The organism is Massilia sp. DWR3-1-1, assembly GCF_049898325.1.
Classification (GTDB): Bacteria; Pseudomonadota; Gammaproteobacteria; order Burkholderiales; family Burkholderiaceae_D; genus JAFCUW01.
In genome coordinates, this window is the sequence record NZ_JAFCXL010000001.1 from 231,658 (window position 1) to 244,416 (window position 12,759).

At 67.2% G+C, this 12,759-nt stretch carries 14 protein-coding genes; 4 read left to right on the forward strand and 10 right to left on the reverse strand.

Features of this window, described 5'->3' with window-relative positions; genetic code table 11:
* Nucleotides 1–23: 23 nt before the first annotated feature.
* From ACP7EY_RS01095 to ACP7EY_RS01135, 9 genes are all read right to left on the reverse strand, one after another.
* Nucleotides 24–1,040 (reverse strand): L-threonylcarbamoyladenylate synthase, encoded by a 1,017-nt coding sequence (locus ACP7EY_RS01095; RefSeq protein WP_426189578.1) that lies wholly within the window; start codon nt 1,038–1,040, stop codon nt 24–26.
* Entirely contained in the window at nt 1,040–2,230 is a 1,191-nt protein-coding gene (locus tag ACP7EY_RS01100) for a 5-(carboxyamino)imidazole ribonucleotide synthase (protein WP_426189580.1), read from the reverse strand. Before ACP7EY_RS01100 ends, ACP7EY_RS01095 begins: the two co-directional genes overlap by 1 nt.
* A complete protein-coding gene (purE, locus tag ACP7EY_RS01105) occupies nt 2,227–2,739 on the reverse strand; it encodes a 5-(carboxyamino)imidazole ribonucleotide mutase (RefSeq protein WP_426189582.1) in 513 nt (170 codons plus the stop codon). Before purE ends, ACP7EY_RS01100 begins: the two co-directional genes overlap by 4 nt.
* Complete coding sequence (locus tag ACP7EY_RS01110) at nt 2,739–3,635, reverse strand: phosphoribosylaminoimidazolesuccinocarboxamide synthase (protein WP_426189584.1); 897 nt, start codon at nt 3,633–3,635, stop codon at nt 2,739–2,741. Before ACP7EY_RS01110 ends, purE begins: the two co-directional genes overlap by 1 nt.
* An 84-nt stretch (nt 3,636–3,719) precedes the next feature.
* On the reverse strand, nt 3,720–4,784 hold the full coding sequence (gene fba, locus ACP7EY_RS01115) for a class II fructose-bisphosphate aldolase (RefSeq protein WP_426189586.1): 1,065 nt from the start codon (nt 4,782–4,784) through the stop codon (nt 3,720–3,722).
* 66 nt (nt 4,785–4,850) lie between these two features.
* Entirely contained in the window at nt 4,851–6,299 is a 1,449-nt protein-coding gene (gene pyk, locus ACP7EY_RS01120; protein WP_426189588.1) for a pyruvate kinase, read from the reverse strand.
* A 33-nt stretch (nt 6,300–6,332) separates the two neighbouring features.
* Nucleotides 6,333–7,538, reverse strand: coding sequence for a phosphoglycerate kinase (locus ACP7EY_RS01125; RefSeq protein WP_426189590.1), 1,206 nt, complete (start codon nt 7,536–7,538; stop codon nt 6,333–6,335).
* A 101-nt stretch (nt 7,539–7,639) separates the two neighbouring features.
* Entirely contained in the window at nt 7,640–7,972 is a 333-nt protein-coding gene (locus ACP7EY_RS01130) for an AzlD domain-containing protein (RefSeq protein ID WP_426189592.1), read from the reverse strand.
* A complete protein-coding gene (locus ACP7EY_RS01135) occupies nt 7,969–8,727 on the reverse strand; it encodes an AzlC family ABC transporter permease (protein WP_426189594.1) in 759 nt (252 codons plus the stop codon). Before ACP7EY_RS01135 ends, ACP7EY_RS01130 begins: the two co-directional genes overlap by 4 nt.
* A gap of 230 nt (nt 8,728–8,957) precedes the next feature.
* Between ACP7EY_RS01135 and ACP7EY_RS01140 the strand changes: the two genes are divergently transcribed.
* The 4 genes from ACP7EY_RS01140 to ACP7EY_RS01155 are packed head-to-tail and all read left to right on the forward strand — an operon-like array spanning nt 8,958 to nt 11,226.
* Nucleotides 8,958–9,152, forward strand: coding sequence for a zinc-finger domain-containing protein (locus tag ACP7EY_RS01140; protein ID WP_426189596.1), 195 nt, complete (start codon nt 8,958–8,960; stop codon nt 9,150–9,152).
* Nucleotides 9,153–9,157: 5 nt separating this feature from the next.
* Entirely contained in the window at nt 9,158–9,598 is a 441-nt protein-coding gene (locus ACP7EY_RS01145) for a YybH family protein (protein WP_426189598.1), read from the forward strand.
* A 25-nt stretch (nt 9,599–9,623) separates the two neighbouring features.
* On the forward strand, nt 9,624–10,640 hold the full coding sequence (locus tag ACP7EY_RS01150) for a YheT family hydrolase (RefSeq protein WP_426189600.1): 1,017 nt from the start codon (nt 9,624–9,626) through the stop codon (nt 10,638–10,640).
* Entirely contained in the window at nt 10,633–11,226 is a 594-nt protein-coding gene (locus tag ACP7EY_RS01155; protein WP_426189602.1) for a DUF2946 family protein, read from the forward strand. The genes ACP7EY_RS01150 and ACP7EY_RS01155 overlap by 8 nt, the downstream gene beginning before the upstream one ends.
* 13 nt (nt 11,227–11,239) lie before the next feature.
* Here the strand turns inward: ACP7EY_RS01155 and ACP7EY_RS01160 are convergent, their stop codons facing one another.
* Nucleotides 11,240–12,754: a M48 family metalloprotease gene (locus ACP7EY_RS01160; protein WP_426190028.1), complete on the reverse strand. Its 1,515-nt coding sequence runs from the start codon at nt 12,752–12,754 to the stop codon at nt 11,240–11,242.
* Nucleotides 12,755–12,759: the final 5 nt, after the last annotated feature.

The following is a 12,759-nucleotide window of genomic DNA, read 5'->3' on the forward strand; positions in this document are numbered from 1 at the left end:
CTGCCGCAGCGCAGCAAAAATCATCAGGGCGCCTCCTTGTTGAGCAGGCCGTGGACGATGCCGGTCGAGCCGTGGGCGGCCCGGCGCAAGCGGTCGTTGACGCCCAGCCAGGCGGCCTCTTGTGGTGGCGCTTCGACCAGGATCAGTGCGGCGCCGCTGCCGTCCATGCTGCGCAGGGCGGCGTAGAGGGCGTGGGCGAAGCCGCCGGGAGCGGCCGGCAGGCGCACCGCCGCATGGGTGGCCGGCAAGTCGGAATAGTGCACCAGCGCCACCTTGCGGCCGGCCTCGTGCAATTGCGCCAGGGTGGTTTTCAAGGTCGCCGTGGGCTGCATCGCCACCGGCGTGTGCGGCGCGTAGTGCGACTCGAGCGTGCCGGAGGCGCGCGGTGCGGCCGCGTCGGGCGCGGCCGGCAGGCGATCGATCACGGCGGCGATGGCGTCGGCGCTGATATGGCCGGGGCGCAACAGCACCGGGCCATGCGTGGCCAGGCGCGACAGGTCGACGATGGTCGACTCGATGCCGACCAGGCTGGCGCCGCCGTCGAGCACCATGGCCAGCGCGCCGTCGGCGTCGAATTCATCGTGCACGTGCGCGGCCGTGGTGGGACTGACATGACCGAACTTGTTGGCCGAGGGCGCGGCGATGCCCCCCCTGCCCTGCTTGAACGCCTGCAACAGGGCGATCGCCAGCGGGTGCGCCGGGCAGCGCAGGCCGATGGTGTCCTGGCCGCCCGAGACGGCCGCGGGCACGCCGGCGGCCCGCTTGAGTATCATGGTGAGGGGGCCGGGCCAGAAGGCGTCGGCTAGCTGCTGCGCTTCGGCGGGAATTTCGGCGGCCCAGTGCGCCAGCGACGCGCCCGGCGCCAGGTGGACAATCACCGGGTGATCCTGCGGACGGCCCTTGGCGGCGTAAATGGCCGCCACCGCCGCCGGGTTTTCGGCGTCCGCGCCCAGGCCGTACACGGTCTCGGTGGGAAAGGCGACCAGCAGGCCCTGCTCGAGCGCGCGCGCGGCCTGCCCGATGCTCGCGTGATCGATCATCACGCCGCGATGCCCAGGATGGCGCAGGCCGCCTGCAATTGCGCCTGTGCCTGCGCCAGGGTGGGCGCGACAAAGGTGATGTGGCCCATCTTGCGGCCCGGCCGCGCCGCTTCCTTGCCGTACAAATGCAGGCAGGCGCCGGGCAGCTCGAGGACCTGGTCCCAGGCCGGTTCGCGCGATGCCGTACTGGTGTCGTCGAACCAGACGTCGCCGAGAATATTGAGCATGACGGCCGGCGAATGCTGGCGCACATCGCCCAGCGGCAAGCGCGCCATCGCCCTGACCTGCTGGGCGAACTGGCTGGTGATGCAGGCATCCATCGTGTAGTGGCCGCTGTTATGGGGCCGCGGCGCCATTTCGTTGACCACCAGCCGTCCGTCCGTGAGGACGAAAAATTCGATGCACAGTACGCCCACGTAGCCCAGCCGGCCGATCATGGCGCGCGCCGCGTCCTGCGCCTGCAGCGCGTGCGCCGCCGACACGTTAGGCCCGGGCACGGTGGTGGTAAACAGCACGCCGTCGCGGTGGACGTTTTCAGCGATCGGATAGACCACCGCTTCGCCGTCCTCGCCGCGCGCGGTCAGCACCGACACCTCGTAGGCCAGCGGCAGCATTTTCTCCAGCAGGCAGGGCACGCCCCCGCCGGCGGCGAAGGCCGCGCGCAGTTCGTCGCGGCTGGCGACGCGCGCCTGGCCCTTGCCGTCGTAGCCCATGCGCACGGTCTTCAGGATGCCCGGCAGCAGGTGATCGGCAATGGCGTCGATGTCCGCACTGCAGGCGATCAGGTGGTGCGGCGCCGGCATCACGCCCGAGCTGGGCGCGCAGTCGACAAAGAAGCGCTTCTCGGCGGCGCGGTCCTGGGCAATCGACACGCAGGCGCTCGACGGCGCCACGAAACTGCGGGCGGCCAGCAGCGCCAGGCTGTCGGCGGGGACGTTTTCAAATTCGGTGGTGACGGCCACGCAGCGCTGCGCCAGCGCCGCCAGCGCGGCGGCGTCATCGTAAGAGGCGACGATGAGCTCGTCGGCCACCTGGCCGGCCGGGCAGTCGGCGGCCGGCTCGAGCACGGCGACCTTGAAGCCCATGGCCTGCGCGGCGTGGGCGAACATGCGGCCCAACTGGCCGCCGCCCATCACCCCCAGCCAGGTGGGCGGGGCGGCGGCGGGTACAAAAGCGGGCAATTTGTTCATGCAGGCGGCAAGGTCATGGCGCGCGCGGCGGCGCTTTGGGTGATACGGAAGGCTTCGAGCTGCGCGGCCAGGGCGTCGTCGCCGGCGGCCAGCATGGCCACCGCCGTCAAGGCCGCATTGGCAGCACCGGCTTCGCCGATGGCGAAGGTGGCCACTGGAATTCCCTTGGGCATCTGCACGATCGACAGCAGCGAATCTTCGCCCCGCAGGTATTTGGACGGCACCGGCACGCCCAGCACGGGCACGATGGTCTTGGCCGCCAGCATGCCGGGCAAGTGGGCGGCGCCGCCGGCGCCAGCGATGATGGCGCGCAAGCCGCGCCCGCGCGCCTGCTCGGCGTAAATGAACATATCGTCGGGCATGCGGTGCGCGGAAATGACCCGCGCTTCATGGGGGATGCCGAACTGCTCGAGCATGGCGACGGCGTGCTGCATGACGTCCCAGTCGGACGACGAGCCCATCACCACGCCGACCAGCGGGCTGGCCTTGATGTCAACGGTGTCGGTCATCAGGCGTCCAGTTTCTTGCCGGTCAGACGTTCGATGGCCTCGAAGTATTTCGCCTGGGTTTTATCGATGACATCCTGCGGCAAGGCGGGCGCCGGCGCCGTCTTGCCCCAGTCGGTCAGGGTTTCCAGGTAGTCGCGCACGAACTGCTTGTCGAACGACGGTGGCGACATGCCAGGCTGGTAGGAATCGGCCGGCCAGAAGCGCGAGGAATCGGCCGTCAGCACTTCGTCCATCAGGTGCATGACGCCGGCCTCGTCCAGGCCAAATTCGAACTTGGTGTCGGCGATGATGATGCCGCGCGTGGCGGCGTATTCGGCGGCCGCCTTGTACAGGGCGATGGCGGTGTCGCGCATCCTGGCGGCCAGGTCGGCGCCGATGCGTTGTTCCATGTCGGCGAAACTGATGTTTTCGTCGTGCGCGCCCAGCTCGGCCTTGGCGGCGGGAGTAAAGATCGGCTCCGGCAGCTTTTCGGCCTGCTGCAAGCCCGCTGGCAGGGCGATGCCGCAAATGGCGCCCGTTTCCTGGTAATCCTTCCAGCCCGAGCCGATGATGTAACCGCGCACCACCGCTTCGACCATGATCGGTTGCAAGCGCTTGGCAACGACGGCGCGGCCGCGCACCTGCTCGATTTCGCTGGCGGCGACGACCGATTCGGGCGCCACGCCGGTGAGGTGGTTGGGCACGATGTGGCCGAGTTTTTCGAACCAGAAATCGCTCATCTGGTTGAGCACCATGCCCTTGCCGGGGATCGGCTCGTTCATGATGACGTCGAAGGCGGACAGGCGGTCGGTGGTGACGATGAGGATCTTGTCGTCGCCGACGGCGTAGTTGTCGCGCACCTTGCCGTGGCCCAGCAGCGGCAGGGAGGCGATGGTGGTGGTGTACAGGCTGTTCATAGGAGGCTACCGGGGAAACGTGACCGGCGGGCAGCGCCGCCGGCGGGAAAAATCAGGCCGCCACGCAGGCGGCCTGTGCGGCACTTACTTGACGATCTGCGACAGTTCGCCGCGGGCGTAACGCTCGGCCATCTTGTCGAGCGGGATCGGCTTGATCTTGGCGGCTTGCCCTTCGCAGCCGAAGGCCTGGAAGCGGGCCTTGCAAATTTGCATGGCCGCTTCGCGGGCGGGCTTCAACCAGTCGCGCGGATCGAATTTCGACGGGTTCTCGAACATGTACTTGCGCACCGCGGCCGTCATGGCCAGGCGGATGTCGGTGTCGATGTTGATCTTGCGAACGCCGTGACGGATGCCTTCCTGGATTTCTTCGACGGGCACGCCGTAGGTTTCTTTCATGTCGCCGCCGAATTCGCGGATGATCGCCAGCAGTTCCTGCGGCACCGAGGACGAGCCGTGCATGACCAGGTGGGTGTTCGGAATGCGCGCGTGGATTTCCTTGATGCGGTCGATGGCGAGGATGTCGCCGGTCGGCTTGCGCGTGAACTTGTAGGCGCCATGCGAGGTGCCGATGGCGATGGCGAGGGCGTCGCACTGGGTGCGGGCGACAAAATCGGCCGCCTGGGTGGCGTCGGTGAGCAGTTGCTCACGCGTCATCAGGCCTTCGGCGCCGTGGCCGTCTTCCTTGTCGCCCTTCATGGTTTCGAGCGAACCCAGCACGCCCAGTTCGGCTTCGACGGTGACGCCGATCGAGTGGGCGAACTTGACCACTTCACGCGAGGTTTCCACGTTGTATTCGTAGCTGGCGACCGTCTTGCCGTCCGCTTCGAGCGAGCCGTCCATCATGACGGACGTAAAGCCCGAGCGGATGGCGGTCATGCACACAGCCGGCGACTGGCCATGATCCTGGTGCATAACGATGGGAATGTGCGGATAGGCTTCGACGGCGGCGTCGATCAGGTGGCGCAGGAACGCTTCGCCGGCATACTTGCGGGCGCCGGCCGACGCTTGCATGATGACGGGGCTGCTGCTGGCGTCGGCAGCGGCCATGATCGCTTGCACCTGTTCGAGGTTGTTGACGTTGAAAGCGGGCAGACCATAGCCGTTTTCGGCGGCGTGGTCGAGAAGCTGACGGAGTGAGACGAGTGCCATGGTAGTACTCCAAACAATAAGAAAAATGGGGGCCTGCGAGCAGGCGAATAAGGTAGCTGGGCCCGGTTAGCTGAATTCGCCCACGCGGACAATCTTGAGAGCATTGGTGCCGCCCACCTGTCCCATCGGCTCGCCCCAGGTGCAGACGATCATGTCACCCTTGTTGACGATGCGGTTGGCGACCATCAAATCCTCGGCCTGTTTGAGTACGGCGCCGCTGTCGCCCTGTTGGGTGAGGTGGTAGGCGTGCACGTTGCGGTACAGGGCCACCTTGCGCTGGGTGGAAATGCTGGGCGTGAGGGCGAAGATGGGCGCCTCGACCCGGTGCCGGCTCATCCACAAGGCGGTCGAGCCCGACTCGGTCAGCGCGGCGATCGCTTTCACGCCCAGGTGGTGGGCCGTAAACAGGGTGCCGTAGGCGATCGACTGGTCGATGCGGGTGAACTTGACGTTGAGGAAGTCGGCGTCGAGGCGGTTGTACTCGGACTGCTCGGCCTCGACGCAGATGGCGGCCATCATTTCTACCGTTTCGATGGGGTACTTGCCGGAGGCCGTCTCGGCCGAGGTCATCACCGCATCCGTGCCGTCGAGCACGGCGTTGGCCACGTCCGACACTTCGGCGCGGGTCGGCACGGCATTGACGATCATCGACTCCATCATCTGGGTGGCGGTGATGGTGAGCTTGTTGGAGGCGCGCGCCATGGCGATCATGCGCTTTTGCAAGGCCGGCACGGCGGCATTGCCCACTTCCACAGCCAGGTCGCCGCGGGCGACCATGATGCCGTCGGAGGCGTCGAGAATTTCCTGCAGCGCGGGAATGGCTTCGGCCCGTTCGATCTTGGCGATCAGCATGGGCTTGTGCTGCCACGGCTCGCCGGCGATATTGGCCAGCTGGCGCGCCATCTCCATGTCGGTGGCGCTTTTCGGGAACGAGATGGCCAGGTAGTCGGCCTGGAATGCCATCGCCGTCTTGATGTCTTCCATGTCCTTCGAGGTCAGCGCGGGCGCCGTCAGGCCACCGCCCTGGCGGTTGATGCCCTTGTTGTTCGACAGCACGCCGCCCACCCGCACGGTGGTGAAAATTTCCGCCAGCACCACCTTGTCGACGATCAGCACGATCAGGCCGTCATTGAGCAGCAGCTTGTCGCCCGGGCGCACGTCGCGCGGCAAGGCCTTGTAGTCGAGGCCCACGCGGTCCTGGTTGCCCAGTTCGCCATTGCTGCCCCACTTGGCGTCGAGAATGAACTTGGCGCCGGGCTCGAGGGTAATTTTGCCGTCTTCAAACTTGCCGACGCGGATTTTCGGCCCCTGCATGTCGGCCATGATGGCCACTTCGCGGCCGCACTCGGCCGCCGCGCGGCGCACCAGGGCGGCGCGGTCGATGTGGTCCTGCCCCGTGCCGTGCGAAAAATTGAGCCGCACCACATCCACGCCGGCACGGATCATCTTGACGAGCATCTCGAAATCCGACGATGCCGGGCCGATGGTTGCAACAATCTTGGTGCCACGTAGCATGGGGAGCGCCTTAATGGAGTGGACGGAGGTCGATCAGGAAGCGTTGCGTTGCAGAAGAATTTCTACCACCGGCAAGGTTTTGCCTTCCAGGAATTCCAGGAAAGCACCGCCGCCCGTGGAGATATACCCGATTTTATCGGTAATGTCATATTTTGCAATGGCGGCCAGGGTGTCACCACCGCCGGCGATGGAAAACGCCTTCGAGGCGGCGATCGCCAGCGCCAGCGTGCGCGTGCCGCCGCCGAACTGGTCGAATTCGAACACGCCCACGGGGCCGTTCCAGACGATGGTGCCGGCCGCGCCGATCTGCGCGGCCAGGGCGGCCGCCGTTTGCGGGCCGATATCGAGAATCATGTCGTCGTCTTCCACCTCGTCGACGCGCTTGGTGGTGGCGACGGCGGTGGGCGAAAATTCCTTGGCGCACACGACGTCGGTGGGAATCGGCACGGTGGCGCCGCGCGCGGCCATCATGTCGATGATGGCGCGCGCTTCAACGACGAGGTCGGCTTCGACCAGCGACTTGCCGATGTTCAGGCCAACCGCCTTCATGAAGGTGTTGGCGATGCCGCCGCCGACGATCAGGTTGTCGACCTTGTCGGCCAGCGCCTTCAGGATCGACAGCTTGGACGACACTTTCGAGCCGGCGACGATGGCCAGCAGGGGACGGGCGGGCGCGCCCAGCGCCTTGCCCAGCGCGTCCAGTTCGGCCGCCAGCAGGGGGCCGGCGCAGGCGACGGGGGCAAACTTGGCGATGCCGTGGGTGGTCGCCTCGGCGCGGTGGGCGGTGCCGAAGGCGTCGTTGACGTAGACATCGCACAGCTTGGCCATTTTTTGGGCGAGCGCGTCGTCATTTTTCTTTTCGCCCACATTGACGCGGCAATTTTCCAGCAGCACCACCTGGCCGGGGGCGACCTCGACGCCGTCGACCCAGTCCTGTTTCAGCTCGACGCCCTGGCCCAGCAGCTCGGCCAGGCGCGCGGCCACGGGGGCCAGGCTGTCGGCGCTCTTGAACTGGCCCTCGGTGGGGCGGCCCAGGTGCGACGTCACCATGACGGCGGCGCCAGCGTCGAGGGCGGCGCGAATGGCCGGCACCGAGGCGCGGATGCGGGTGTCTTCGGTGATGGTGCCGGCATCGTCTTGCGGCACGTTCAGGTCAGCGCGAATGAAGACGCGTTTGCCGCGCAAGGCCTGCTGGTCGATCAAGTCTTGCAAGCGGAGGAAGTGAAGGACGTCGTGCATGGCTTTTCGCGCCGTGACAGCGCTCTGAAAGTAGAAAGATGGCTATTTTACCTGATGCACCGGTCCACAATGGGCAATCGGCACGGGGCGCGCGCCATTCTTCAGCCGCCCGTCGCCAGCCGCAACAGCGTAAACACCAGCATGCCCACCACGATGGTTTGCAGCATATTTTTGCGCCACAAATAGAACCCCGTGGCGGCGATCGCCGCCAGCAATTTCGGGTTGACCAGGCTCGTTTGCAACTGGCCGCCAGCGCTCATCAGGATGTCCGGGGCGATGATGGCGGCCAGCGCGCAGGCGGGGGCGAAGCGCAGCATCTCCTGCACCCGCTTGGGGATACTGATGCGGTGGCCCACCAGCCACAGCGACGAGCGCGCCGCCAGCGTGGCCACGCACAGCACGCCGATGACGGCCCAGATTTCCAGTTCGCTCATGTTGTGGCCTTTTCTTTGTTGTAGCGTTCGACGCATTCCTCGACCAGCATGGCGGTGAGCATGCCGGCCACCACCGCCACCAGCAAGCCCAGTTTATAGGGCAGGCCAAAGGCCAGTACGGACACCAGCGCGGCGACGGCAACGCCGGCCAGCACCGCCTTGTTGGCCACCATCGGCACGGTGATGCACAGGATGGCCAGGGTGCCGGCAAAGCCCAGCCCCCATTGCGCCGGCACCGCGCTGCCCAGCAAGATGCCGGCCACCGAGCCGACCTGCCAGGCCGCCCAGTTCGGGTACACCAGCGCCTTCAGATAGGACAGCTTGCCCGCTGCCGGGGCCGGCGAGGGGAAGCGCTGCAGGAACAGTGCCACCGTCATGTCGCCCGTGACATACCCGAAGGCCACGCGCGACTTCCACGGCAGGTGGCCAAAATGGGGCGCCATCAGGGCCGAAAAAATCACGAAGCGCAAATTGACCACCAGCGCGGTGGCAAAGATCACCCAGATGGGCGCATGGGCGACGATCAGCGGCAGCGACGCCAGCTGGGCCGAGCCGGCGAACACCAGCAGCGTCATCCCCAACGCCTGCGGCACCGTCAGCCCCACCTTGACCATGGCCACGCCCACTACCATGCCCCAGGCGGCAATGCCGGGCAGGGTGGGCACGCCGGCGGCAAAGCCCGCTTTCCAGGCCGCCGCATCGGGAATATCGGACAGGGCGTTGGGATCGACGGCGGCGAGGGGGGCGGCGCTCATGTGGCTTTCATGCCACAACGGCAAGCGAGAAGGACGGTGTGACAAGCGAAAAATGGCATCGAATAGGGGTGCGTGGGGGGCGCGCGCGTCACAATTGTGCGGCAAAGGGACGATGCGGCCGGTGTGGCTGGAAGCGCTATTTTACCGAGGGTTCCGACAAGCCGTCTGAATCGTCTAAAATCTTGGTTTTGCTGGGCCGCACTGGTCCCGGCCTGCCCTTCGGAGAAAACATGAACGACAAGCACGTAGCTGCGGTAGAACTTGACGGCAAAGACTTGCCGGCGCATTGCCCCAACCCGGCCATGCCGTTGTGGTCGTCCCACCCGCGCGTGTTCCTCGACTTCGACCACCACGGCGTGGCCAAGTGCCCGTACTGCGGCACCGAATACCGCCTGAAACCGGGGACGGTGCTGGCGCACCACTGATCGCCATGAAAAGCGTCAAGCTCAACGGTAGTGCCGCCGAAGTCGAAGCGGCGTTCTACGATGCCCTCAACCGCGCCGATGTCGACGCCCTGATGAAACTGTGGGCCGACGACGACGAGATCGTCTGCATCCACCCGGGTGGGCCGCGCCTGCATGGCCATGTCGCCATCCAGGCTTCGTGGGAAGCGATTCTGCACAAGGGCGGCCTGCAGGTGCGGCCGTCGCAGCTGTACGAGGCGCACAACCTCATGAGCGCGGTGCACACGGTGGTCGAGGGGGGCACGGGGATCGATCCGAACGGCCCCACCGGCAAGGAGCCGGCGCACCTGCTCGCCACCAACGTCTATTTGAAGACGCCGCATGGCTGGCGCATGGTGCTGCACCACGTGTCGGTGGCGCCCGGCCCGGCGCCGACCGGCATGCCGGCGGCGTCGAGCCTGCACTGACATAGCGTCGTCCTTCATTCGCCCCATGCGCTACCCCGCCCCCGCCTGGCTGCCCGGCGGCCACCTGCAAACCATGCTGCCGGCGGTGGCCATGCGCCAGGCCGGCCCGCCCATGCGGCGCGAGCGCTGGCCGACCGCCGACGGCGACTTCATCGACGTCGATTTCGTCGACGGCCTGCCGGGCCGGCCCATGGTGGTGCTGTTTCACGGCCTGGAAGGCTCGTCAGGCAGCCACTACGCCAAGGCCTTGATGGCGGCGCTGGCAGCGCGCGGCTGGTCGGGCGCGGTGCCACATTTTCGTGGCTGCTCGGGAGAGGCGAACCTGGCGCCCCGCTTCTATCACTCGGGCGACGCGGCCGAAATCGACTGGGTCTTGCGCAAGCTGCGCCTGCGCACGACGGCCCCGTTCTCCGCCGCCGGCGTCTCGCTGGGAGGCAACGCCTTGCTGCGCTGGCTGGGCGAATCGCAGGGGCAGGCGGCCATTGTCGATGCCGCCTGCGCCGTGTCGGCGCCGCTCGACCTGGCGCAAGGGGGCGCCGCCCTGTCGTCGGGCTTGAACCGCATCTACACGCGCATGTTCCTGCGCACCCTGAAACCGAAGTGCCTGCACAAGCTGACCCAGTTTCCCGGCCTGTTCGACCGCGCCGCCCTGCTCGCCGCGCGCGACCTGTACGCGTTCGACAACGTGGTGACGGCGCCCCTGCACGGCTACAAGAACACCGACGATTACTGGGACCGCGCCAGCGCCAGGCACGTGCTCGACGACATCCGCGTGCCCACCCTGGTGCTCAATGCCCGCAACGACCCGTTCCTGCCGGGCCGCTACCTGCCCACCAGCGCCGCGCCCGCCGTGACGCTCGAGTATCCGGCCCACGGCGGCCATGTGGGCTTCGCCGTGGGCGGCCCACCCGGACGGCTGGACTGGCTGCCGCAGCGCCTGCTGGCCTTTTTCGACGGGGTCGGCGGCGAACGGGCACAGCCTGGCGCAGCCAGCGGCGCGCCAGCAAGGGCCAGCATGTGCGATGCTCACGAGCATGGATGACATCGTAAAACAAGCCATGGCCAAGTGGCCCCACGTGCCCGACTGCTACGGCTGGCTGGCGCTCGACGCGCGCGGCGCCTGGCGCATGCGCGACGAGCGCGCCCAGCACCTGGGACTGGCGGGCGACAAGGTGATCCAGGTGGCCCTGCTCGCCTTCATCAACCGCAACTACGGGGTGGACAGCCGCGGCTGCTGGTTTTTCCAGAACGGCCCCCAGCGCGTGTTCGTCAACCTGGAGGCGACGCCGTACATCGCCCGCACCGACCCGCAACGGGGCCTGACGGTGCAGACGGGCGCCACGCTGGCGCCGCAGGCGGCGTTCATGAGCGAGGAAGGCGCACTGATCGTCACGGCCGGCGCCGTGGTGGCGCAGGTGGACGACCGCGACGTGGTGCAGTTGCTGGCAGCGCTGTCGATCGATGGCGAGGCCGCTGGCGACGCGCAGTTGCTGGCGTGGCTGGCTGGCGCGGCGGGCCAACTCCGTCTGCGTGTGGCCGGCAGCGACATCGAGGTCGGGCGCATCGACAGCGCCGCCGTCGCGGCGCGTTTCGGCTTCGTGCGCCTGCCGGGCGAGCCGGCCGTCTGAGCACCTCGATCGCTCAGCGCTCTTTCTTTTCCTTTTTATCGTCGCGCTGGCGCGTTTGCAGTTCGCGTTCGCGGGCGTCGATCAGGGCCAGGTCGTAGAACGAGGCGTCGGGCGCCTTGCGGGCGATGCCCAGCTGGTCGACGGCGGCCGGCACGGCGCCGGCCAGCACATACGATTCGGCCAGCGCGATGTGCTGCAAGGTCAGCTTGCCCTGGGCGGCGTAGGCCTTGGCCAGCAAATCGTACAGTTTCGGCTCTTCCCGGTACTGGCGCACCTGCTCGCGCAGATAGCTGGCCGCCTGCTCGGCCTGGCCGTTGGCAATGAGCGCGTCGGCGTACTGGCGGGCGATGCCGCGCGCGAGGGGAAACTGGTCATGCGCCAGTGCGGCATCCTTGGCCGTCTGCGCGGCCAGGGCGGGCGGCTGGCCGGAGGCGAGCTTGATTTCCAGGTCGAGCGAAGCGAACATGGCGGCGCCATCGGAGGCGCTCTGGCCGGTGGAAAACACGGCGCCGCTGGCCGGCTTCATGGTGGCGCGCGCGCGCGCGAGCGCCTCGGCCGCTTTCGCCAATTCGCCCCGTTTCATGGCCAGGTAGGCCAGGCCGTAGTGGCCGGCCGCCTGCTGCTGGCGATTTTGCGATTTGAGCTGGCTGTCGAAGGCCGCCTGCGCCTCGACGCGGCCCTGGTTGCTTTCATCTTGCAGCACGCGGGCGCGCGAGCGCACCAGGTAAAACTCGAGGCCATCGATGCGCTGGCGGAACGGCATGGCGCGGATGCGTTCGCGGATGTCGCTGATGCGTTCGGAGGTCAGCGGATGGCTCATCAGCCACGGCGGGGTCAGATCCGAGTAGACCTTCGTGGCCGCCTGCATGCGCTGGAAAAACGCCACCATGCCGGAGGCGTCGAAGCCGGCCGCGTTCATGATCTGAAAGCCGACCCGGTCCGATTCGCGTTCGGCGTCGCGGGTAAAATCGATCTGGCGCTGGATGGCCAGGCCCTGGCCGCCCATGAACACGCCGATGGCCGCGTCCGGCCCCGCCTTCGAGGCCAGCGCGGCGAGGATGATGGCCGCCAGCGGCATCAGGGCGTCGCCCTTTTGCTGGCCGATCATGCGGGCGATGTGGCGCTGGGTGACGTGACCGATTTCGTGCGACAGCACCGAGGCCAGTTCCGACTCGTTTTGCGCCGCCAGCAGCAGCGCCGAGTGGACGCCGATAAAGCCGCCCGGCAGCGCGAAGGCATTGAGCATGGGATCACGCACGCAAAAAAAGTAAAAATCGTTGCCCGTTTCACCGCGCGCGCCCGGATACGCTGCCGCCAGCGCATTGCCGAAATTGTTCAGGTATTCGAGGATGGGAGCGTCGTCGAGAAAATCGCGGTCGCGCCGCACGTCGAACATGATCTCCTCGCCCAGTTTGCGCTCAAGCACGGGAGAGAGGTCGCCGCGCGCGCTATCGCCCAGCACGGGCAGGCTGTTGCCGGGGGCAGCGTTGAGCGCGCCCTGACTGCTCTGGCCCTGGGCCACCGGCATGGTCA